Genomic DNA, 22,297 nt, shown 5'->3' with positions numbered 1-22,297 from the left:
GTTATTCCCCTTGTAAGGTTGCCACGATGCGCCGCGCCCCGCCGTGCACGCGGTGTTCACCCAGCCAGATACCTTGCCAGGTCCCCAATTGCAGGCGACCGCGATTGATCGGTATCAGCAGTGAAACGCCGAGTAGCGAGGATTTGATGTGGGCGGGCATGTCATCCGCGCCTTCGTAGTCGTGCTGATACGGCGCGCTTTCCGGTACATGACGTAAAAAATGCTGCTCCATGTCACTGCGTACAGTGGGATCGCAGTTCTCGTTTAGCGTCAGCGACGCCGAGGTATGCTGCAGCAGTAAATGCAGTAACCCGGTTTGCACGTCAGCCAGTCGCGTCAGCTGCGTGACGATCTCATCGGTAACCAGATGAAACCCACGCGCTTTCGCGCCAAGCGTGAGCGTTTGTTGATGCCACATGCTGGACTCCTGTCTCTCATACACCGTTTAAGTGTGCAGCATGTGAGCGAAAGGTAAAGCGCCTCAGCGATATGCGGGCGTAAAAAAACCGCCGCACCTAAGGCGTGGCGGTTTCGCTAACGCGTTACGGCTTACATCACCGCCGCTAAGGCCTCGGCCACCTGATTCACATTGCGATGATTCAGCCCCGCCATGCACATGCGACCGCTGGCGATCAGGTAGACGCCAAACTCCTCGCGCAGGCGATCAACCTGCTGCGCGCTCAGGCCGGTGTAGCTGAACATGCCGCGCTGTTTGAGCAGATAATCGAAATCTTTGCCCGGCAGTTTCTCACTCAGCACGTTGACCAGCACCTGACGCAGTTCGATGATGCGCAGACGCATCGCTTCCACTTCACTTAACCACGTGTGGCGCAGCGCGTCATCGTTCAGCACGCAGGCGACCACTTGCGCGCCAAAATTAGGCGGGCTGGAGTAGTTACGGCGCACCGTGGCTTTCAGCTGACCCAGCACGCGCGCCGACTCTTCCGCGCTGTCGCACACGATGGACAGACCGCCCACGCGCTCACCGTAGAGCGAAAAGATCTTGGAGAACGAGTTGCTCACCAGCGCGGGCAAGCCTGCCGCGGCAATGGCGCGGATTGCGTAGGCGTCCTGCGCCATGCCTGCGCCAAAGCCCTGATAGGCGATATCAAGAAACGGAATTAGCGACTGCGATTTCAGTACCGCAGTGGTTTCATCCCACTGCGCATCGGTGAGATCGGCGCCGGTGGGGTTATGGCAGCACGGATGCAGCAGCACAATACTGTGCGCCGGCAGGGTTTTCAGCGTGGCGATAAACGCCTCGAAGTTCACGCCGTGGGTTTTCGCGTCGTACCATGGATAGGTTTCAACCTCGAATCCGGCCCCGTTGAAAATCGCGATATGGTTTTCCCACGTAGGATCGCTTACCCACACGCGCGACTGCGGGAAATAGCGTTTCAGGAAATCGGCCCCCACCTTCAGCGCGCCGGAGCCGCCCAGCGTTTGAATCGACGCGATGCGGCCTGCGGTCAGCATGGGATGGGTGTCGCCAAACAGCAGCGGCGCAATGGCGCTGCGGTAGGTGCTTAATCCTTCCATCGGCAGATAAAGTGAAGCGTGCTGCGGCTCCGCCTGCAGGCGCGCTTCCGCCGCGGCCACGGCCTGCAGCTGAGGAATGATGCCCGCCTCGTCATAATAGAGTCCGATGCTGAGATTCACTTTGTTATCGCGCGGATCCTGTTTGAACGTTTCCATCAGCGACAAAATTGGATCGCCAGCATAGGCCTCAACGTTTTGGAACACGGTGCAGATCTCCATGAAAAAAGAATAAATTAATAAAGCGGCGCTATCACACCTGATAGCGGCCAGGGCGATGATTCATGGCAATAATCAGGTTCAGGATTATCGCGCCGGCAATCGATGCCATGAGCATCGGCAGTGACACCACAAACAGGGACGCACACACCACGCAGGTATCCACCGCCATTTGCACTTTTCCGGCGCGCAGACCCAGGCGATCCTGCAGCCAAAGTGCCAGAATATTGACCCCACCGAGGCTGGCTTTATGACGAAACAACACTATAAACCCAATCCCCATCACCACGTTACCGAACAGTGTCGCATAAAACGGATTTAACGCTGAAAAGTGGATAAACAGCGGATGCAGGTGAGTAAAAAGTGAAACCAAGCCTACGGCACAAAAGGTTTTCAGCGTAAATTCCCATCCCATTCGGCGCACGGCTAACCAGTAAAACGGCAGGTTGATCAGGAAGAACGCGCTGCCAAACGAGAGCGGCGAGAGGTAGCTCAGCAGAAACGCGATGCCTGCCGTACTGCCCGTTAAGGCGCCCGCCTGTTTGAGCATCACCACGCCGAAGGAGACCAGCAGCGTGCCAAGCACGATAGCCAGCGCATCCTCAATGCGGGAATGGGGAATGCGGGAGGGGTGAACAACGTTATCCATGGCGCGATCTCGACAGAAATAACGCATGTTACTGCAAGAAGTGCACCAGATAGCTTACGAACGGATGCGGCGAGCGCACGTCAAAATTTAACCCGTTGAATATCTTATGTTTTTACTGTGACAATAAACAGGGAAAGGCGCATGATGACGAACAATCCATGCACCAAAGCATGATTTTACGCACAACACACGCATCAACCGGCATCAACATGCACCTTCATGGCGCATCATGCCCTTTTTTGGCGAGTTTGCGTCTGCGGAGGAATCATCATCAAGCCGTTCTCTTTTAACCGGCTCAATACCACCGAGGTTTTTACGTGCGCGACGCTGTGGTGACCCGCCACCAAATGCGTGATCAGGGCGCTGAGCGACGCCAAATCCGCCACCGCCACTTTTAGCAGATAGTCGGCATCGCCGGTGGTTTTAAAGGCGTCCACAATAGCGGTTTCCGCCGCCACCATCCGCTGAAAATCCGCTTCGTAGTCGGGCGTGTGATTTTTCAGACGCACTTCAATCAACCCCACCATGCCGAGGCCCACCGCATCGGGCGACAGGCGCGCATGGTAGCCAAGAATAAGGTTTGCCTGTTCGAGATTAATACGCCGACGTGAACACTGGGATGCCGACAGGCCAACCAGATCGCTGAGTTCCTGGTTAGTGAGGCGGCCGTTAGATTGTAAGAGGGTCAATATTTTAAGATCGAAATCGTCTACCTGAGCCATTCTGTTTCCACAGCGTTATAGGGTTCGCTTTGGCTACAGATAACCCGATTCACGACGAGATTGTCCAACACTATTTTGTGATGACGTGAGTTGCATGCACAAATCGTGCATGCAGACAGGCGGGTTTATTCGTCGTCGTATTGCGGTCCGGCGTAGTTGTCAAAACGCGACCATTGCCCATTAAAGGTGAGGCGCACCGTGCCGATTGGGCCATTACGCTGCTTCCCGATAATGATCTCGGCGATCCCTTTGAGATCGCTGTTTTCGTGGTAAACCTCATCGCGATAAATAAACATGATCAGATCCGCATCCTGCTCGATCGATCCCGATTCACGCAGATCCGAGTTCACGGGGCGCTTATCCGCACGTTGCTCCAGCGATCGGTTAAGCTGGGAGAGCGCCACCACCGGCACATTCAGCTCTTTCGCCAGCGCTTTGAGGGAACGTGAAATTTCAGCGATCTCCAGCGTGCGGTTCTCCGACAGCGATGGCACGCGCATGAGCTGGAGATAGTCAATCATGATCATGCTTAAACCGTTGTTTTCACGGTAAATGCGTCGCGCACGCGAGCGCACCTCGGTGGGCGTCAGGCCGGAAGAGTCATCGATATACATGTTCTTCTTCTCCAGCAGAATACCCATGGTGGCGGAAATGCGCGCCCAATCCTCGTCTTCCAGCTGGCCGGTACGAATACGCGTCTGGTCCACACGCGACAGTGAGGCCAGCATACGCATCATCAGCTGCTCGCTGGGCATCTCAAGGCTGAAAATTAACACCGGCTTTTCCTGCAGCATCGCGGCGTTTTCACACAGGTTCATGGCGAACGTGGTTTTACCCATTGAGGGACGTGCCGCAACGATAATCAGGTCAGAGCCCTGCAGCCCTGCGGTTTTTTTATTCAGATCCTGATAGCCGGTATCCACGCCAGTGACGCCATCGTGCGGCGTAGAGACCAGCGATTCGATACGCGAAACCGTCGCTTCCAGGATCTGCTCAATGTTTTGCGGTCCTTCGGCTTTATTGGCGCGCTGTTCGGCGATTTTAAAGACGTTGGACTCGGCGAAATCCAGCAGATCCTCGCTGCTGCGCCCTTGAGGATCGTAGCCCGCGTCGGCGATTTGATTCGCCACGGCGATCATCTCGCGCACCACCGCGCGCTCACGCACGATGTCCGCATAGGCGCCGATATTTGCCGCGCTCGGGGTATTTTTTGCCAACTCTGCCAGGTAGGCAAAGCCGCCCGCCATCTCCAGCTCGCCGCGCGTTTCCAGCGACTCCGACAGGGTGATCAGATCGATCGGCTGGCCGGCTTCCAGCAGTCGCTGCATTTCAGAGAAGATCATGCGGTGCGAGCGGTTGAAGAAATCGCCGGCGACCACGCGCTCGGAGACGTTGTCCCAGCGCTCGTTATCCAGCATCAACCCACCGAGCACCGACTGCTCCGCTTCAATGGAGTGCGGCGGCATTTTTACGCCTTCCAGCTGCCTGTCGCGGGGTTCGTTCGATTTGTTGGTGGGTTTATTTCCTGCCATAGTGAATGCATTACCGATCGTGAAGAGGACGCGCAAGTATACCGTCCCAGGATGAACAATCACAGGAGTCAGCATGGCAAAGCGTATTCAGTTCAACCACCACGGCGGCCCAGAGGTATTGCAGTGGGTCGATTTTCAACTCGCCGATCCGGCTGAGCATGAAGTTCAGGTTGAGAACAAAGCGATTGGTATTAACTACATTGATACCTACGTGCGCAGCGGACTGTATCCGGTTACCACCTTCCCTTCCGGCCTGGGAACGGAAGCCGCTGGCGTCGTGACGCGGGTTGGCTCGGCGGTCACGCGGTTTAAGCCGGGCGACCGCGTGGTGTATTGCCAGGCACCGCTCGGGGCGTATAGCGAAGCGCATAATGTTGCAGCAGACAGCGTGGTGAGTCTGCCGGAGAGCATCAGCTTTGAGCAAGGCGCCGCCCTGTTTCTTAAAGGCCTGACGGTGCAGTACCTGCTGCGCCAAACGTACAAAGTCAAAGCCGATGAGATCTTCCTGTTCCACGCGGCGGCAGGCGGCGTGGGGTTAATTGCCTGCCAGTGGGCAAAAGCGCTGGGCGCCCATTTGATTGGTACCGTTGGGTCAGCAGAAAAAGCCCAGTTGGCGAAAGACGCTGGCGCGTGGGCGACCATCAACTATCGCGAGGAGAACATCGCCCAGCGCGTAAGTGAACTCACCGGCGGTGAAAAAGTGGCGGTGGTCTACGACTCGGTGGGCAAAGATACGTGGGAAGCTTCATTGGACAGCCTGCGCCGTCACGGATTAATGGTCAGTTTTGGTAATGCTTCCGGGCCCGTTACGGGCGTTGATTTGTCGATCCTGAACAAGAAAGGCTCGCTGTTTGTCACGCGCCCTTCGCTGTATGGCTATATCACCAACCGTGCCGAGCTGGAAAGTGCCAGTAGCGAACTGTTCTCGCTGATCGCCAGTCGGGTGATTCGCGCAGAGGTGCCGGAGACGCAAAAATTTGCGCTTCCCGATGCGGCTCGCGCCCATCAGGTATTGGAGAGTCGGGCAACGCAGGGTGCGTGCCTGCTCATTCCGTAACGCAAAAAGCGAGGGCCTTCCGAAGAAGGCCCTTTTTCTTTCTTTTTTATTGTTCGCGCTGGTGTAGGGACAGCGGCGATGAATACACATAATTCATGGAAAACATCCTGACAGAAAACATAAGAAAAAAATATGTTTAATTGCGTTATTAAGCAAAGCAGTGACGCACTCTGTGATCCGTCCCGCATTTAATGCCAGCTGCGCCGCACGCGCTGCTGACTTTTTCTACGCCGGGCAGAAACGCGACGGGTTGGGTTTATCCCTGTTCGATATACCCATACCGCCGCCACGGCAAGCAACAGCCACGGCAATACTTTCAATACCGTGATAAACAGCCCACCCACCAGCATCAGCAAGGTCGCGACGACCAGCGCTGCGATTGCGCCGAGCAGCGAAATGCCGGTTAGCAGCAGCGTCAGAAAAAAACCGATAACAAATAGGATGTCCACGCACGTTCTCCCGTTTCGATGATGCCGATAACGTTACAAGATTCATGCCAGCACGGATTTATAATTAACTGCTTGAATTTAGAACATTTGGGAGAGTTGGCAGGTATTCAAGGTGATGAAATACACGAAAAAGTAGCGAAAAAAAACCGCGCCTGGCGCGGTTTTATTCGCTGTGTCGCGGCGCGTGCTTACGCTTCCTGCGGGATACGATCGGCGACCAGCGTCAGCGCCGCCTCTAGCACTCGTACGTCTGCGCCCGGTTTGTGGGCATTTTCACTCAGGTAGCGGCGCCACTGACGTGCGCCAGGAATCCCCTGGAACAGGCCGAGCATATGCCGCGTAATGTGGCCCAGATACGTGCCTTTACTCAATTCCGCCTCGATATAAGGATACATCGCGCGCACCACCGCCACCGGATCCGCACTCGGCGCATCGCGGCCGAAGAGTTCGCGATCGACCTGCAGCAGAATGCCCGGGTTTTGATAGGCTTCGCGGCCCATCATCACGCCATCCACATGCTGTAAATGGGCTTTAGCCTCTTCGAGCGTTTTTACGCCGCCGTTGATGGCCAGCGTCAGCGCGGGGAAATCCTTTTTCAGCTGATAAACGCGCGGGTAATCCAGCGGCGGGATCTCGCGGTTCTCTTTTGGGCTCAGGCCGGAAAGCCAGGCTTTACGCGCGTGAATGATAAAGGTGTCACAGCCGCCCTGGTTCGCTACGGTATCGATGAACTCACACAGGAAGGCATAGCTGTCCTGCTCATCAATGCCAATACGCGTTTTCACCGTGACCGGAATGCTTACCGCATCGCGCATGGCTTTAATGCAGTCGGTGACTAACGCCGCTTCGCCCATCAGGCAGGCGCCAAAACGGCCGTTCTGCACGCGATCGGACGGGCAGCCCACGTTGAGATTGATCTCATCATAACCGCGCGCTTCTGCCAGTGCGGCGCACTGCGCCAGTGCCGCAGGATCGCTGCCGCCCAGCTGCAACGCCAGCGGATGCTCTTCTTCGCTGTAGGCCAGATAGTCGCCTTTACCGTGGATAATCGCGCCCGTGGTCACCATTTCGGTGTACAGCAGCGTGTCACCGCTGAGCTTACGGTGGAAATAGCGGCAGTGGCGATCGGTCCAGTCCAGCATCGGGGCGATCGAGAAACGTTGCGAAGTGAGAGTATCAGTCATGAAACGCAGTATATCCGGTATAAGTTGAGTGATGAGAAACTGCGCAATGATAGCACAACATGGATTCGGGCACAGCCAGCCCCGGCGGGCGACAGGAGGGGAAAAAAACAGGCCGCCAGTGGCGACCTGTTCAGTAGCGGCGCATCGTCCGCTGCGGAGCGAACGAACCGAGGTGCGATTAGAAATTGAAACCGAGCTGCATCATCGCACCCCAGGTACGGTCCTCGCCCACGGAGCCGCCTAAATCCAGATGTACCGCATTGTTGAACGGTGAAATTCCTAAGCCTGCGGTGACGACATTCGCATCGGTAGATTTCATATCTGCACGATAACCGGCGCGCAGCGCCAACCATTCGAGCACGCGATATTCTGCACCGACGCCCGCGTACTGGCTGCTCTCTTCGCTTTTAAAGCGTTTGGTTTCGGTCAGGTCAACGTCGCTGGTTAAGGTCACAGGGCCGTAATTCCAGGCGAGGCCGGTCGTCACCAGCGGACGAATTTGGTAGGTATCGCGATAGCCGTTAACCTCTTTGGTATCGAGATCGCGGGCGATCAGGTTCTGCCCGGTAACGCCGAAGGTCCAGTTTTCCGCGAAGTCGGTGGCTAAACCGGCATCCACGTTAAACCCGGTGTCTGAGCTGCGATAGCGACCATTTTTCAGATCGTTTTTGTCGTAGTTGTAGACGCTGGCGCTGTAGTTATACAGCCAGGTTTTCTGGACCTTTGGCGTCACACCAATCGAAACCGGATGGCCCGCGATAGAAAATTCATGCGCCATCGCCACGCCGTAATCGGTGACCAGCGCCGCTAAGCCATTCGCGCTGGAGCGCAACTGACTTTGGTCACCGGGTAACGGAATACGGTCGCCCGCCGCCACCTGATCGAGGTAAGTGATATCGCTTTGCGCCACGTTAGCACGCAGATGCACCGTGCCGTAGGCTTTGGTAACAAACGCAAAAGGCAGGGTTTCATTCGGTATCGTCACGGCCAGCGCAACACCGGCTTTGCCGTTGGCTTTGTTGCCGCGCAGACCGCGTAGCTGGTTGGCCATATCGCCCGCGGCTGAACGCAGCTCCGGGAAGCCGTTGAGCAGATCTTGCAGCGTGAAGTTGTTTGCCTCATCGCGATAGCGATTTACCGTATCGGTAATATCGTCGATGCGATCGACCATTTTGTCTTTGTCAGTGATTTGCACACCGGCAGACGGGAAAAGGATGCTGACATTGTCTTCCGGTTGCGCTTTGGTCATTAGCGCCGGGTTAGCCAGTACCGCAGACCCCCATTGCGAAGAAGCCACGCCCGTTCCGCCCATGGCATCATTACGGGCGTCATACCAGGTGCCAGCCGCCAGAGCCGAAGAAGAAAGCAATACCGCATTCAAACCAACAAGATAAGCGAGTTTTCTCTGCTTGAATAATGTCTTCACCATGAATCTGCCATCACCTTAAAATATGTCGCTGGCGTCGCCGCGACGAAACAGTTTAGTTAACCGCTATTGTGAACGTCGGCTAACGCTTCATTGCTGTGAATTGAAAGGAAATAGCACTGCTATTCGCAGAATTGGATGCAAAAAGACCATTCTGCGTTTTTATTATGCAAAGAAATAAACAAGTTCTTAATTGATACCAGATATTACTTAAGGCCTTTTGAACCTTATACGCTAAGCGCACGCGTTGCAAAATAAAAAATTCAGGATTTTTCTCAGGCGGCGGCCGTTACGCGGCACAAAGGGATTAAGCAGGAAGGTTTTCGTACGAGAATAAAATAATCTTATGATAGATAAGCCTTTTTATAAGCAGCCTGGGATATGCGCAATCGCAGCACAGGGAAGGTTTAATGTGATAAAATAACATCGCATGTAACCAGGAGAACGCTTATGTCAACCCTTACGACTGCACAACTATTGACGCAGGCAGAGGCGCTTTGCCTCGATCGCGGCGTGCGGCTAACGCCACAGCGTGCCGAAGTGCTGCGCCTTATGGCTGAACAAAAGGGATCGGTGAGTGCGTATGATTTGCTGGATCAGCTCCGCGTCAGCGAGCCGCAGGCCAAGCCACCTACCATTTATCGCGCGCTGGATTTCTTGCTGGAGCAGGGTTTTATTCACCGCGTGGAGTCGAACAACAGCTACGTGGTGTGCCATCATTTTGATGAGCCCGCCCACACGTCGGTGATGTTGGTGTGCGACAACTGCGCCACCGTCACTGAAAAGCACGCACAGGGCGTGGAAAAGATCATTGCCGCTCTCGCCGATCAGGCGGGATTTACGTTCCGCACCAGCGTGATAGAAGCGCATGGCTTATGCGAACGCTGCACAGAAGTTGCCGCCTGTACCCAACACGAGCACTGCCAGCACGATCATGATGCAGAGAAGAAAAAGACCAGAAGAGGATAAAGGGCACATCCTTGTGCCTTGCTGACGGGCGATCAGCGGGGTAGGAGCGTCTTCCGTAACTTTTTATTGCTTACCAGCGATAATCTTTATTCTGACTTTCCCAGTCAGAGACTTCACGCTCGGCCTGATCTTTAGCATAGCCGTAGCGTTCCTGGATCTTGCCGACAAGCTGATCGCGCTTACCTTCAATGACTGTCATGTCATCGTCTGTCAGCTTGCCCCATTTTTCTTTGAATTTGCCTTTAAACTGCTTCCAGTTACCGCTCGCTTCGTCTTTGTTCATTACAATCCTCCACGTCATCCTGATTAGGTGCGATAATTGCCTGCTTTTCACGGCAATAATAACCACAACGCGCTGCTCTATTGCGCTGATAGAGTTAATTGTAGTAGCCAAGCGGGAATATGCAAAAAAATACAGAATTATCGAGGGCTTCCGCTGCGCTTATTCATTGGAAAACCAGCTGTCGCGCTGCCAGTGCCGGTGCCAGATCAGCCAGAGCGTAAGACCACGCAGCGCCAGAAACACCGTTAGCGCCAGCCACAGGCCGTGATTGCCTAACCAGGGGAGCGACAGCAGCGTGAGGCCATAACCCACCGCCGCCACCATCATGCTGTTGCGCATGTCGCGACCGCGCGTCGCGCCGACAAACATCCCGTCCAGCAGATAGCACCAGACGCCCACCAGCGGCAGCACGACCTGCCACAGCAGATAGCGATCTGCCATGGCGCGCAGCGCCTCAAGCGACGTGAGCATCGCCACCAGATGCTCTCCCTCTAGCGCATAAATCAGCGCAAACAGCAGCGCCACGACGCCAGCCTGTCGGCAAGCCGCTTGCCAAATCAGCCGCAGGCGGCTGCGGTCGCGCGCGCCCATGGCCTCGCCGGAGCAGGCTTCAACCGCATAGGCAAACCCGTCCAGCGCGTAGGCAGTAAACGTTAAAAACATCAGCAGCACCGCATTCACCGCGACCACGTCGGGTCCGAGCCGCGCGCCCAGCAGCGTGACGGAAGCAAAGCAGAGCTGCAGCATCAGCGAGCGCAGCATAATGTCGCGGTTGAGTCGAAACAAACGAGCGGTATCGCCGCGCCAGCCCTGCATTAACAGGTTTAGGCTGATGCCACGCTGCTTCAGCACGCCGATCACCATCCACGCGCCAACCGCCAGCGTGACGTATTCCGCCAGCGCGGTGGCGGCAGCGGCGCCCCTTACGCCCCAGTGCCAGTGCAATACAAACAACAGATCGAGCAGGATATTGACCAGATTCCCAACAATCAGCAGCACCATCGGTGCCCGCGCATGCTGTACGCCCAGCAGCCAACCGAGGATCACCAGGTTGGCTAAACTTGCGGGCGCGCTGAGCCAGCGGATATCAATAAAGAGGCGCGCCTGCTGCTGTACCGCTTCGCTGCCGCCCATCAGCGCGGCGGCCATATCGCTGGCGGGCGTGCGCAATAGCATAAACAGCACACCGGCAAGCATGGCAATCAACAGCGGCTGGATCAGCGCACGCGCCAGAGCAAGGGGATGATTCGCCCCGAACGCTTGTGCCGTCAGGCCGGTGGTGCTCATGCGTAGAAACAGCAGCAGCATGAAAACAAAGCTGGTTGCGGTGGTGCCCACCGCCACGCCGCCGAGATAAACCGGACTGTCGAGATGACCGATAACCGCGGTATCGACCACGCCGAGCAGCGGCACCGTCACGTTCGACAAAATCATCGGCAAGGCAAGTCGCCACAGGGCTTTATCTGAAGGGGAGAAAAACAGCATTCGCGCATTCCATTATGACGTTAGGCAAACGCGCTGACTGCGCCCGCCAGCAAGAAAGCGCGAGGAAAAAGAAAGGGCAACATCAGGTTGCGGCAGCGCAGTTACGCTACCGCAACGGGGGAGATCAAAGCAAGGTTAAAGCCATTCGCCGTTGCGGACGATACCGACGGCAAGGCCTTCAACGGTGAGCGACTGCTGACGCGTATCGACAACAATCGGCTCAAAATCACTGTTTTCGGGCAGCAGCTGCACGATGGCACCCTGCTTTTTCCAGCGCTTCACGGTGACTTCATCGTCAATGCGCGCCACCACAACCTGGCCATTTCGCGCTTCTTGTGTCTTATGTACCGCGAGCAGGTCGCCGTCCATAATGCCGATGTCTTTCATCGACATACCGCTTACGCGCAGTAAGAAGTCCGCCGACGGCTTAAACAGATTGCCGTCCACCTGATAGTGCGCTTCGATGTGCTCCTGCGCCAGCAGCGGTTCGCCCGCGGCCACGCGGCCAATCAGCGGCAGCCCTTCTGAGGTTTCTTCTTCCATCAGCAGGCGAATACCGCGCGATGCGCCAGAGACAATCTCGATAACGCCCTTGCGCGCCAGCGCTTTGAGATGCTCTTCCGCTGCGTTAGGCGAGCGAAAACCCAGCTGAGCAGCAATCTCCGCACGCGTAGGCGGCATACCCGTCTGGTTAATATGGTCGCGAATCAGGTCGTAGACCTGCTGCTGCCTTGTCGTTAACGCTTTCATCCCGCCCCCTGGTTGTTTATACAGTCGCTGTGAGTATATACAGGTATTGGCGAAATGAAAACCGAAACCGATGGAAAAATCAGCCGTTTAACGCCGCTGAATTCACGGGTTGAAATGGGACCACAGCAAGACAATCCACACGAACAGCGCCAGCAAAATCGTCAAAGACACCGCTGCCGATCCCATATCCTTGGCGCGCCCCGCCAGCGGATGCCTTTCCTGACCAATGCGATCGACTACGGCTTCAATGGCGCTGTTAAGGATCTCAACGATCATAACCAGCGCCACCGAGCCCACCAGCAGCACGCGCGTGATCGCTTCCACGTCCAACCAGCATGCCACGCCAATCGCAATCAGCGCCGCAATCGCCTCCTGGCGAAACGCGGCTTCATATTGCCAGGCGGCCCGCAATCCTTGCCAGGAATAACCGGCTGCTTTAATAATTCTGATAAAACCCGTGACATTATTTGCCATGTTTTGGAACCCTTGAATTATTCTGACGTCAATGTCAGGGCTGCGCGACGCGCCAGCGACACAGATCTTCACCGCGGTTTCTGGTATGCTTGCCGCGCTTTGTTAATGAGAGGCTTTAAGTTGTCTATGTCCGGTTGGCGTAAACTCTATTACAAATTATTAAATTTACCACTCTCTATTTTGGTGAAAAGTAAGGTCATCCCGACCGATCCTATTTCCGAATTAGGGATCGATCCTACACGTCCCTTAATGTACGTTTTGCCTTATGATTCAAAGGCTGACCTCCTGACGTTACGGGCGCAGTGTCTGAAACATGACCTCCCCGATCCGCTGGCGCCGTTAGAGATAGACGGTGCTCTGTTGCCGCGCCACGTCTTCATTCACGACGGCCCACGCGTTTTCCCCTACTTTGTCGCGAACCCGGAATCGGTCAAGCTGTTCCACGATTATCTGGATCTGCACCGCAGTAACGCGCAGCTTGATGTCCAAATGCTGCCGGTTTCCGTGATGTTTGGCCGCGCGCCGGGTCGTGAGATTCAGGGTGAAGCCCAGCCGCATCTGCGCATTCTCAACGGTATTGAGAAATTTTTTGCCATTCTTTGGCACGGCCGCGACAGCTTTGTGCGTTTCTCGCCAACCGTATCGCTGCGCCAGATGGCCACTGAACACGGCACGGATAAGTCGATTGCGCAGAAGCTCGCGCGCGTCGCACGCATTCATTTTGCGCGCCAGCGCTTAGCCGCCGTCGGGCCACGTCTCCCTGCCCGCCAGGATCTGTTCAACAAACTGCTGCAATCTAAAGCCATTGAAAAAGCGGTTGAGGACGAAGCGCGCAGCAAAAAAATCTCGCATGAGAAAGCGCAGCAAAACGCCATTGAGATGATGGAAGAAGTGGCCGCGGATTTCTCGTACGAAGCGATTCGCGTCACCGACCGCGTGATGGGCTGGCTCTGGAGCCGCCTCTATCAAGGCATCAATGTGCACGGCGGTGAGCGCGTGCGCCAACTGGCGCAGGATGGGCACGAAATCGTCTACGTGCCGTGCCATCGTAGTCATATGGACTACTTACTGCTCTCCTACGTGCTCTATCATCAGGGCTTGGTGCCGCCGCACATCGCCGCTGGCATCAACCTGAATTTCTGGCCAGCGGGCCCGATTTTCCGCCGCCTGGGCGCGTTCTTTATCCGCCGCACCTTCAAGGGCAACAAGCTGTACTCCACCGTTTTCCGTGAATATTTGGGCGAGCTGTTTAGCCGCGGCTACTCGGTTGAATACTTTGTGGAAGGCGGACGTTCACGTACCGGCCGCCTTTTGGATCCCAAAACCGGCACCCTGACCATGACGCTGCAGGCGCTGCTGCGCGGCGGCAATCGCCCGATCACCTTTGTGCCTATCTACATCGGCTATGAGCATGTGATGGAAGTGGGGACTTACGCCAAAGAGCTGCGCGGCGCGGCGAAAGAGAAAGAGGGTTTCGTGCAGATGGTGCGCGGCCTGCGCAAGCTGCGCAACCTCGGACAGGGCTATGTCAACTTCGGTGAGCCGCTACCGCTGGTGAATTACCTGAACAAGCAGGTGCCTGAATGGCGCGACGCCATCGATCCCATTGAGCCGCAGCGCCCGGCGTGGATGACCCCGGTGGTGAATGACATCGCCGCCAGCCTGATGGTACGCATTAATGAAGCCGGTGCTGCGAACGCCATGAATCTGTGCGTTACCGCGTTACTGGCCTCGCGCCAGCGCTCGCTCACGCGCGAGCAGCTTACAGAGCAGCTTGACTGCTACATCCAGCTACTGCGCAACGTGCCCTACTCGCCGGAATCCACGGTGCCGGATCTCAGTGCCAAAGCGCTGCTGGATCATGCGATGGGCATGAACAAGTTTGAAACCGAGCAGGACAGCATCGGCGATATCATCATCCTACCGCGCGAGCAGGCGGTGCTGATGACCTATTACCGCAACAATATTCATCACATGCTGGTGATGCCGTCGTTGATTGCCGCCATCGTGCAGCAGCATCGTGAAATCAGCGAGGCCGAGCTGTTGCGCCAGGTAAGCCTGGTGTACCCGATGCTGAAAAGTGAGCTATTCCTGCGCTGGGATAACGCGCAGCTGCCGCAGCTGTTGCAGGATCTGTGCAATGAACTGGCGCGTCAGGGCTTGATTACTTATCAAGACGGACAGTTGAAAATGAGCGCCGCCCGCTACCGTACGCTACAGCTGCTGGCGGCAGGCATTCGCGAAACGCTCCAGCGCTTTGCGATTACCTTTGCGATTTTGAGCGCCAAACCCACCATTAACCGCGGCACGCTGGAAAAAGAGAGCCGTACCCTGGCGCAGCGCCTGTCGGTGTTGAACGGCATTAACGCGCCAGAGTTCTTTGATAAAGCGGTGTTTACCGCGCTGGTGCTGACGCTACGCGATGAAGGCTATATCAGCGATTCGGGGGATGCCGATGCCGAACGCAGCCACAAGATGTGGCAGATGCTGGCAGAGCTGGTAACCAGCGATGTGCGCCTGACCATCGAGAGCGCGGTGGCGCTGAGCTAATCGGTTGTGATGAGCATAAAAAAGGGCACCCTGCCGGGCGCCCTTTTTTTCTGTCTGTCGATTTAAAACAGATCCACAAACGGCTGGGTATTCAGCAGCACCCCGACAAACAGCGCCAGGCCGACGTAGTTGTTGTTAAGAAATGCCTGGAAGCAGGCGTCGCGCTGCCGCTGGGCGATCAGCCTTTGCTGATAAACAAACAGGGCGGCGGCAGCCAGCAGCGACCAATAGAACGCGCCGTTGAGATGCAGCAGCAGCCCCACCAGTACCATCAATCCCAGTGTCGCCAGCTGCAACAGACCAATAATCAGTTTGTCAAAACGGCCAAACAAAATGGCCGTGGATTTCACGCCAATCTTGAGGTCATCGTCGCGATCCACCATCGCATACTGCGTGTCGTAGGCCACCGTCCAGCAGATGTTAGCGAGAAACACCAGCCAACAAACGAGAGGTAAGGACTCACTAACTGCAGCCCAACCCATCGGGATCGCCCAGCCAAACGCGGCCCCTAACACCACCTGCGGCAGATGGGTAAAGCGCTTCATAAAGGGATAGACCCACGCCAGCGCCAGTCCCACAAACGACAATAAAATCGTCATGCGGTTCATGGTTAACACCAGCGCAAACGCCACCAGCCCCAGCGCGGCAAACAGCATTTTCGCCTCTTTGCCACTGACCGCGCCGCTGGCCAGCGGGCGCCCGGCGGTGCGCTTGACATGGCCATCCACGTTACGATCGGCATAGTCATTGATGACGCAGCCTGCGGCACGCATCACGAAAACGCCGAGCACAAACACCGCCAGCACCGACAGCGGCGGAATGGCCATGCCGGCAAGCCACAGCGCCCACAGCGTGGGCCAGAGCAGCAGTAAGGTGCCAATGGGTTTATCGATGCGCATCAGGCGGCGATAGGCCTGCCATTTGCTCAACGTCATACTTTTATCCATTCTGTTTATCCTTGCGCCGGCGTTCGGTACAGCGGCGACGCCGGTAAAAAAAGCTCTGTCAATAACAGCGGCTTACCCGAGAGGCGCAGTCGCGAACGGCGTCCCCACAGCCCGTCTACCTGGCCGGGATCGATAAAATCGCGGCTCAGCGTGGAGGACGCAAAAAGATAACGCCCCAGCGGGCGCGTGCCCAGCTGCTGTAGCATCTGCTCCGGCCCCTGCAGCGTGCTTTCGGGCACCACCGTGCGGCCGATTAACCAGGGAACACCGTCACCGCGCAGTACCACTTCGCGCAGCCAAAAACGGGCGTCGGCCGGCAGAAACGCCGCCTCCGGCGCCACTTCATCGGCCGCCACGAATCCTTCCCGAAGCGGCTCCACGGTGACCTGGCGGCAGTGCTGTTCAAAGCGGCGCGTCATGGAGTCTTCCTCCATCAGCCAGTCCAGCACGGACGAAGAAAGCGGCGGCGCGTCGGCGTCTAGCCAGCGCAGCGCACGCAGTTGCTGCAACGCATCGTGCGACATCTGGGCAGTCCCTCCAGTGAAAAGGAGCCTAGTGTAGCGCACCCCTTTCGCGCGACACACCCTGGCAACAGGGATATTCATCGGTGACGCAAAAAATTCATCGCCGCGCAGCCTGAGTGTAAACCTATGTCGGCGGATTTAATTCACGGCACCCTTGCGTCGTATTCAGTCAGTAATCCATTTCACTTATGACGCGGTGCTGAATACGATGAAAATCTTACTGACGTTAATAAGCCTGGTGATGCTGCTTGTCTCACAAGCCCAAGCCAATATGCTGGTTTATCCCATGCTGCTAAAACTGTCGGCGGAAAAAGAAGCCCGCGCCACGCTCAACGTGACGTCACAATCGGACACCACGCAATATGTCCGCGTGAGCCTGAAAGAAGTCTTGCATCCCGCCACGCCGCAGGAAAAAGAAGCGGACGTGGCCAACTGGCAAGGTCAGGGCATTGTTATTTCCCCGATGAAATTTGCCTTGTCGGCAGGTGCCACAAAAACCGTGCGCGTCATCTCGCTAAATAAGGTGAACGATGAACGCGTATTTCGCGCTTATTTCGAACCGGTCTCCGCAGAACAAAATGAAAATGTCGACAAGCCCAAAATCCAGGGCCAGGTCGCCCTCACGCTGGTGTGGGGAGTCTTAATTCGACAAATACCGGAAAAGAGAATTTATACCCTGCAAAGAGAAAAAGACGCGGTGCTCATTAATAAGGGCAACGTTCGCGTGCAATTACACAGCTACAGCCAGTGCGAAGATTCTCAGCGTGACGATCAGTGCAGCTGGAAAGAAGTCAATAGCCGAATTTACCCGAAAGAAAAACGGCCCCTTTCGGGCATTTCAGCAAATAAGCCGCTGCGCGTCCGCTATCTCACGGAAGACGAAAAGCTTCAGAGCATCAAGTTATTTTAACTTGCGCTGATCACCGACGCTGACGCGTCATACATTAAAAGGAAAGAGTCAATGAAAAAGCTTTTTATGGCAGCGCTGCTGTCTGCATTATTTACTACTTCAGCGCTGGCTGCAGAGGCGACCATTACGGTGACGGCAAACGTTGACCCTATGCTTGAGCTGCGCAACGCAGATGGCAGCCTGTTGTCGCAGACGTTGCAGATGGGGTACACCCCCGGCGTGGGCCTGGATGGCGTTGAGCTGCCAACCCGCATTTTCAGTAACGACCAAAGCAAAGATGTCGACGTTCGTCTCGCCAGCACCGCGCAACTCAGTCATCTCAGCGATGCGGGAGCGGCGAGTATTCCACTCAGCGTTTCGCTGAATGGCACCGCGATTACTACCACGCCTGCAACGCTCGCCGCTGCCTCACTCTATACCGATGCCACGGCAACCAGTGCAGGCCAATCGGTGATTCTGCCCTTGAAGATTCAGGCTGTTACCCGAGCGCCTATCACTACCGCAGGCACCTATCAGGGTCTGGTTCACCTGGTCTTGGCGCAAAAACCCTAAATCCCACTGCACATAACGCCCTGCGCTTACTCGCGATCGATCACTATGGAACGTTTCTCTTTTCACCTGTTGTCGGTGGTCATCGCGGGCACAGTCAACCTTGCGTTAACGGTGCCCGGCGTATCGTACGCGGCACCCCTCATTCCCGCTGGCTTCGAAGCGCTGATGCTGGGACAAAATGAGAAAGTCGAGGTGGTGGTGTTTACCACCTCGCTCGGACTCTATGACGCCGAGGTCAAACCTGAGACGCTGCTTTTTTCACACCCCACGCCCCTTGCCCAACACCTCATTGAGGCGGGCTATGTGAATCCCATGTTCAAGCACGCGCTGATTGCGGCGCTCCACTCTCCTCTGCCGCGCAACGGTCATTTAGCGTGCGCTGCCCCTGGCTGCGGATTCGTGAAAACCGATACCGTCGCCATGATTTTTGATGAAAACCGCAGCGCGCTGGAGCTGTTTATTAACCCCCACTGGTTGATGCAAAAAAACCACGTGGACAGCTATTACAGCGCCGCGCCTGGCACTCAGAATGCGCTGGTCCATCACCAAACCTTTAACTGGTCTACAACCCGCCAGGCGGATAGCCTTAGCGCGCGCGGCACGGGTGCGCTGGGTTTAGGGACACATCGTTATCTTGCGGGTAACTGGAGCAGCTTTTTCACACACGATAGCGAGCAAACACGCCAGCAATTTCAGCTGCAAGACCTTTATGTACGCCAGGATTTGGGCAAAAGACACTACGTGCAGGTCGGTCAGATGGATCGGGCCGCGCTTGCGGGCCGTCTCGGCGGCAGCTTTAATTTTTCGCTGTTGCCTATGCCGCTTTTCAGAGGCCTGCGTGTGGGCACCACCCAAGCGTGGCGCAACCAGGAACGGGTAGATGACAACGCGACCCCTGTCACTCTGCTGCTCAATCGCCGCGCACGCGTCGATCTCTACCGCGGCGCAGAGCTGCTCGGCAGTCAATACCTGATGCCGGGTCTGCAAGAAATCAACACCCGTCAGCTACCCGGTGGCAGTTATCCGCTGCAACTGCGCGTGTATGAAAGCGACACGCTGGTCCGCACAGAAGACGTGGCCTTCAGCAAAGCCGCACCAGGATTCGCGTCTGACGAGCCAGAATGGTTCGCACAGGCAGGCCAGCCCGTGGATCGCGCAGCACAGCCCTCCTATGCCGGCAGGCCAAGCTGGCAAGCGGGCGTCCGTGCGCGCGTACTGCGATCTATGCAGGTGACGTCGGGCGTGTCTGCCAGCGCAGGCGGTTTTTTCAATGAAACGCGCCTTGATTGGCAAACCGCATTTGGTCGCAGCACGCTTTCCGCTTCCGCCACCGTACTGATTGATGCGCGCGGCGTGCGCGGTAATGCCCAACAGATCGCCCTGAGCAACGGCGTGTCACTGTCGCTCTACCGCAGCGAACAGCGCGGCGCGCAGTGTCGCGGCGTGCGTAAGCTCGACGGACCAGGCTGCGGTGAAAGCCTCAGCGCTACGCTATCTACCCAGATCAAAGGCTGGACCACCACGCTGGGGCACACCCGGAGTAGGCAATACCCGTTCTCGTCGCCTTTTGGCACAGCACAATCGGCCGCCCCGCAGCGCCGTAAAACCGATTCAAGCACCACGCAGCTCAGCCTTGGGCGCGGCTTTACCTACGGCAATATGTCGATTAACGGCCAGGCGGGCCTCTTTCGCTCGCACCAGCGTAATAGACAAGCTCGCAGCGACCACGGCCTCTTTTTCGGCTTAACGCTCAGCCACATTGCGCGCCCACCCAGCAGCGCCACGCGCCATAGCCAAACCAATCTCAACACGCAATACCGCACCAGCGCGCAGAGCGGCCAGCAAACCACCTGGAATGTCAGCCACGATGAAACGCTTCAGGGAAGCAGCCTGCGTGCCTGGCAGACCACGCTCAGCGGCAGCGATCGCCGCGATTTCTCTGCATCACTCGGCGGCAGGGTAGACGGACGCTATGGCAACCTCCATGCCACGTTGAGCCACAGCCAATTTAGCCAAACTGCAGCGCAGCAGTCGTTCACCGGCGGCTATGACTCGACGCTGATTGCCAGCGGCAGCGGGCTGTGGCTCAGCGGCGCGGGTTATGGCACGCCGTCAGGGGCCGCGCTGGTACGCGTGGCGGGCACACCCGGTGTGGTACCGGGTGCCGCGATCGATGTTCAGGCAAATGGACGCACCACGACGCTCGGGCTGGGTGACAGCGCGGCGCTGCCGCTGCCTGGCTGGCAGCAAAGCAGCACCGACATCCGTGAAAGCGAACGGGCAACCGGCCCACTACAGGCCAATATCCGCTATGGCTCCGGCCGCAAAACCGATTTTATTCAGCCAGGTCGGCTGGTGACGCGCGAGGTGAGCGCAAAAGTCACCTATACGCTGGTGGGCAGAGCGCTCACGAACGGGCAACCGCTGCGCCAGGGCAGGGTGATGAATGCCCATGGCGATCGCCTGAATCAGGAGGGTGCGTTTGTGCTGGAAACCCCGGCGCCGTTACAGCAACTCTACATCGTGCAGCAAGATCGCTTTTTTACCTGCGCGTTACCCGCGCCCGACGCCGCGGCAACCCTGCAGATCAGCGGCGAAGTGCACTGCCACGAAATCACGCTGGCGGCCCTGCCCGCAGAGATAAAAAACAGCCACGCGCTGGCCTACAGAAAGGAAAAATAAGATGACCTATGCGGCAAGTGCGCTTCTGTTCCTGCTCGTGACATTGGGCGGGCTCACGCGCGCATGGGCGGCTTATGTCTATCCGCCGCTGGTGCCGCCGGTAGACCAGCAGACCACGCTGACGCTAAACCTCGAACGCTCGACGCTGGGCAGCACGCAGCATTATATCTGGAACCAGCAGCGCAACGGCTGAAGAGATATCGTCATCACTTGAATAAGGAAGAGACTATGCCCTCGCCCACAAAAGCGCTTGGTACGACGCTCAGTGTTTTTGCAACAGCCCTGGTATCCGCCTATCCCTACCCGCCGCTGGTCCCTGCAACCGATCAGTATACGACCCTCACGCTCACGCTAGACCGCAGTACGCTGGGCAATACTCGGTATTACATTTGGCAAAAAAAGCAGAACGGTTATGGCGGCAACAACATCCCTTATGGCGGTCAAGCCCCGTATAGCAACACGTTCTGGTATTGTTACAGTCAGTCTGACAGCGGTTTTGGTGCCGGTAATTGCACCTCTCGTCAAACCACGACGATTCCACACACCCCGTTGCGCTTACGCTTTACCGAGCAGCGTACGCAGATCACCCAAGACATTACGCTGTATGCCCACTACAACTTCGTGGGGTGCGCAGCCTTGACAGAATCAGGCATCAATTCATCCTCCTTTTCCTATTGCCTAACGCCGGGTATCGGGGGGGAGCCTTTTTATAACCATGGTAAAACGCTCACGGTCTGGGTTGACGAGCAAGAATTAAAGCCGTTGCCGATTGGCGGAAACTGGAAAGCGACGCTCAAGTTAAAACAATTTAAAAATCCACAGTCAACCACCACTTGGTCCAACTGGCAGGGCACCATTGACATTACTCTGCGCGACGGGGCCAGTGCCACCGTGTGGTTTCCCCAGCAGCAGACCAGCACGCCCCGCCATGACCTGGCGCTGAAAACGCGTCTGGTACAAACAATGCCGGGCGGAATCATGTATGGTCGTTCGAATCTGGATATGTGCTTATATGATGGGATGGACAACAAAAGTACGCGTTATTCTCTCACCCTTACTGATGACGTGAATATCAGCGGCAGAAGCAGCGATAGATTTTCTGTTTTTCATCATGGCGTAAATGACAACAGCCTGCGAAAACGCATCGATTATCAGATTCAGCTCAGCTACAACGGTCAGGATGCGTATCTTGACAACAACGTTGTGCGTGAATTACCCAGTCTGGATCCTTCACAGCTGCGCCCCGTTTATTTGCCGGGCATCCCCACGCCGGTGATGTGTGCGCCCGCACCGCTCACGTTTATTACGCCGGAATTTAATAAGAACGAGAAAGAGACCGGCCCCTATCAGGGCAGCGTCAGGGTGGTCTTTACCGCAACATTATAACTAAAGCGGGA

The 22,297-nt window shown here is 56.5% G+C and carries 22 protein-coding genes; 8 read left to right on the top strand and 14 right to left on the bottom strand.

Annotation, left to right across the window (positions count from 1 at the left end; genetic code table 11):
* Position 1: 1 nt before the first annotated feature.
* The 5 genes from LU196_RS09215 to dnaB form a co-directional block, all read right to left on the bottom strand.
* Complete coding sequence (locus tag LU196_RS09215) at positions 2-418, bottom strand: secondary thiamine-phosphate synthase enzyme YjbQ (protein ID WP_232759000.1); 417 nt, start codon at positions 416-418, stop codon at positions 2-4.
* A gap of 131 nt (positions 419-549) precedes the next feature.
* Complete coding sequence (locus tag LU196_RS09210; RefSeq protein WP_232758999.1) at positions 550-1,743, bottom strand: amino acid aminotransferase; 1,194 nt, start codon at positions 1,741-1,743, stop codon at positions 550-552.
* 46 nt (positions 1,744-1,789) lie between these two features.
* A complete protein-coding gene (locus LU196_RS09205) occupies positions 1,790-2,404 on the bottom strand; it encodes a YitT family protein (RefSeq protein WP_232758998.1) in 615 nt (204 codons plus the stop codon).
* A 227-nt stretch (positions 2,405-2,631) separates the two neighbouring features.
* Positions 2,632-3,126 carry an Lrp/AsnC family transcriptional regulator gene (locus tag LU196_RS09200; protein WP_232758997.1) on the bottom strand — a complete coding sequence of 165 codons (495 nt, stop codon included), beginning with the start codon at positions 3,124-3,126 and terminating at the stop codon, positions 2,632-2,634.
* Between the two features lie 125 nt (positions 3,127-3,251).
* Positions 3,252-4,658, bottom strand: a complete 1,407-nt coding sequence (gene dnaB / locus LU196_RS09195) for a replicative DNA helicase (protein ID WP_232758996.1) — start codon at positions 4,656-4,658, stop codon at positions 3,252-3,254.
* Positions 4,659-4,731: 73 nt separating this feature from the next.
* Between dnaB and LU196_RS09190 the strand changes: the two genes are divergently transcribed.
* Positions 4,732-5,715 carry a quinone oxidoreductase gene (locus LU196_RS09190; RefSeq protein WP_232758995.1) on the top strand — a complete coding sequence of 328 codons (984 nt, stop codon included), beginning with the start codon at positions 4,732-4,734 and terminating at the stop codon, positions 5,713-5,715.
* A 188-nt stretch (positions 5,716-5,903) separates the two neighbouring features.
* Here the strand turns inward: LU196_RS09190 and pspG are convergent, their stop codons facing one another.
* From pspG to LU196_RS09175, 3 genes are all read right to left on the bottom strand, one after another.
* Entirely contained in the window at positions 5,904-6,164 is a 261-nt protein-coding gene (gene pspG / locus LU196_RS09185; protein WP_232758994.1) for an envelope stress response protein PspG, read from the bottom strand.
* 188 nt (positions 6,165-6,352) lie between these two features.
* Complete coding sequence (gene dusA, locus LU196_RS09180) at positions 6,353-7,348, bottom strand: tRNA dihydrouridine(20/20a) synthase DusA (protein WP_232758993.1); 996 nt, start codon at positions 7,346-7,348, stop codon at positions 6,353-6,355.
* A gap of 178 nt (positions 7,349-7,526) precedes the next feature.
* A complete protein-coding gene (locus LU196_RS09175; protein ID WP_232758992.1) occupies positions 7,527-8,777 on the bottom strand; it encodes a conjugal transfer protein TraF in 1,251 nt (416 codons plus the stop codon).
* Between the two features lie 447 nt (positions 8,778-9,224).
* Here LU196_RS09175 and zur point away from each other — a divergent pair, with 447 nt between their 5' ends.
* Complete coding sequence (zur, locus tag LU196_RS09170; protein WP_232758991.1) at positions 9,225-9,743, top strand: zinc uptake transcriptional repressor Zur; 519 nt, start codon at positions 9,225-9,227, stop codon at positions 9,741-9,743.
* 70 nt (positions 9,744-9,813) lie between these two features.
* On the opposite strand, the gene LU196_RS09165 is transcribed toward zur, so the two are convergent.
* The 4 genes from LU196_RS09165 to LU196_RS09150 all read right to left on the bottom strand — a co-directional run bounded on the left by LU196_RS09165 (position 9,814) and on the right by LU196_RS09150 (position 12,735).
* A complete protein-coding gene (locus LU196_RS09165; RefSeq protein ID WP_232758990.1) occupies positions 9,814-10,026 on the bottom strand; it encodes a CsbD family protein in 213 nt (70 codons plus the stop codon).
* A 159-nt stretch (positions 10,027-10,185) separates the two neighbouring features.
* On the bottom strand, positions 10,186-11,511 hold the full coding sequence (gene dinF, locus LU196_RS09160) for an MATE family efflux transporter DinF (RefSeq protein ID WP_232758989.1): 1,326 nt from the start codon (positions 11,509-11,511) through the stop codon (positions 10,186-10,188).
* A gap of 135 nt (positions 11,512-11,646) precedes the next feature.
* Entirely contained in the window at positions 11,647-12,261 is a 615-nt protein-coding gene (gene lexA / locus LU196_RS09155) for a transcriptional repressor LexA (protein ID WP_232758988.1), read from the bottom strand.
* Positions 12,262-12,363: 102 nt separating this feature from the next.
* Entirely contained in the window at positions 12,364-12,735 is a 372-nt protein-coding gene (locus LU196_RS09150) for a diacylglycerol kinase (protein ID WP_232758987.1), read from the bottom strand.
* Between the two features lie 126 nt (positions 12,736-12,861).
* Between LU196_RS09150 and plsB the strand changes: the two genes are divergently transcribed.
* The gene (gene plsB, locus LU196_RS09145) at positions 12,862-15,285 is read left to right on the top strand and encodes a glycerol-3-phosphate 1-O-acyltransferase PlsB (RefSeq protein WP_232758986.1); all 2,424 of its coding nucleotides are present in this window, start codon (positions 12,862-12,864) and stop codon (positions 15,283-15,285) included.
* A gap of 62 nt (positions 15,286-15,347) precedes the next feature.
* Here the strand turns inward: plsB and ubiA are convergent, their stop codons facing one another.
* The gene (gene ubiA / locus LU196_RS09140) at positions 15,348-16,232 is read right to left on the bottom strand and encodes a 4-hydroxybenzoate octaprenyltransferase (RefSeq protein ID WP_232758985.1); all 885 of its coding nucleotides are present in this window, start codon (positions 16,230-16,232) and stop codon (positions 15,348-15,350) included.
* A 5-nt stretch (positions 16,233-16,237) separates the two neighbouring features.
* On the bottom strand, positions 16,238-16,756 hold the full coding sequence (ubiC, locus tag LU196_RS09135) for a chorismate lyase (protein ID WP_232758984.1): 519 nt from the start codon (positions 16,754-16,756) through the stop codon (positions 16,238-16,240).
* Between the two features lie 208 nt (positions 16,757-16,964).
* Here ubiC and LU196_RS09130 point away from each other — a divergent pair, with 208 nt between their 5' ends.
* The 5 genes from LU196_RS09130 to LU196_RS09110 are packed head-to-tail and all read left to right on the top strand — an operon-like array spanning position 16,965 to position 22,286.
* Positions 16,965-17,666 carry a fimbrial protein gene (locus LU196_RS09130; RefSeq protein WP_232758983.1) on the top strand — a complete coding sequence of 234 codons (702 nt, stop codon included), beginning with the start codon at positions 16,965-16,967 and terminating at the stop codon, positions 17,664-17,666.
* Positions 17,667-17,717: 51 nt separating this feature from the next.
* The gene (locus LU196_RS09125) at positions 17,718-18,218 is read left to right on the top strand and encodes a CS1 type fimbrial major subunit (protein WP_232758982.1); all 501 of its coding nucleotides are present in this window, start codon (positions 17,718-17,720) and stop codon (positions 18,216-18,218) included.
* 45 nt (positions 18,219-18,263) lie between these two features.
* On the top strand, positions 18,264-20,900 hold the full coding sequence (locus LU196_RS09120) for a TcfC E-set like domain-containing protein (protein ID WP_232758981.1): 2,637 nt from the start codon (positions 18,264-18,266) through the stop codon (positions 20,898-20,900).
* Position 20,901: 1 nt separating this feature from the next.
* The gene (locus LU196_RS09115; protein WP_232758980.1) at positions 20,902-21,093 is read left to right on the top strand and encodes a hypothetical protein; all 192 of its coding nucleotides are present in this window, start codon (positions 20,902-20,904) and stop codon (positions 21,091-21,093) included.
* 35 nt (positions 21,094-21,128) lie between these two features.
* On the top strand, positions 21,129-22,286 hold the full coding sequence (locus LU196_RS09110; protein ID WP_232758979.1) for a CfaE/CblD family pilus tip adhesin: 1,158 nt from the start codon (positions 21,129-21,131) through the stop codon (positions 22,284-22,286).
* Positions 22,287-22,297 lie beyond the last annotated feature (11 nt).

The sequence above is a fragment of the Pantoea sp. Mb-10 genome (assembly GCF_021272205.1).
GTDB lineage: Bacteria > Pseudomonadota > Gammaproteobacteria > Enterobacterales > Enterobacteriaceae > Pantoea.
Note: the sequence above shows the minus strand (reverse complement) of the source record. Positions and strands in the feature narration are given on the sequence as shown.